Below are 462 nucleotides of genomic sequence, written 5' to 3'. Positions count from 1 at the left end.
GTCGTCGCGGCACTCGCCGGGGCGCCCGTCCTGGCGGCGGGGCTGGGCCGGGAGGGCTCCCCGTCGGCGGCTCCCGCGACCGTCGGGTCCACCCCGGTGGGCGAGGCGCTGGTCAACACGCTCACGTTGCCGCACCTCGGGTTCCTGGACTCGTCCGGGGAGATGTCCCAGGTGACCTTCGGCGTGCTCGCCGTCGTGGGGGCGGTGGCGGTGCCGCTGCTGTTCCGGCGCGGCCTGCCGCTGGTGACGGCGTGGCTGGCCTGGGTCTGCGTGGTGGTGTCGTTCCAGGTGGCGCCGGATTCCGGGCCGGGGGCGGTGGTGGCCGGCTACTTCTACAACGTGTTGGAACGGGTGCAGGCCCACCCGAACCTGTTCGTGCCCGCGCTGGTGGCGATGCTCTTCGTCGGCGTCGCCGCGGCGCTCGTCGCGGCGGTGCGGTCGCGGCCCGGCGGCCGGGGGGCC

At 76.2% G+C, this 462-nt stretch carries 1 protein-coding gene; it reads left to right on the top strand.

All coding sequences use genetic code 11. The features are described from left to right. The coding region (locus tag SACPADRAFT_RS33545; protein ID WP_028662703.1) for a DUF6541 family protein at window positions 1-462 on the top strand (462 nt) is incomplete at both ends.

The organism is Saccharomonospora iraqiensis subsp. paurometabolica YIM 90007 (assembly GCF_000231035.2).
GTDB lineage: Bacteria > Actinomycetota > Actinomycetes > Mycobacteriales > Pseudonocardiaceae > Saccharomonospora > Saccharomonospora paurometabolica.
This window is presented reverse-complemented; position numbering and strand designations above follow the sequence as displayed.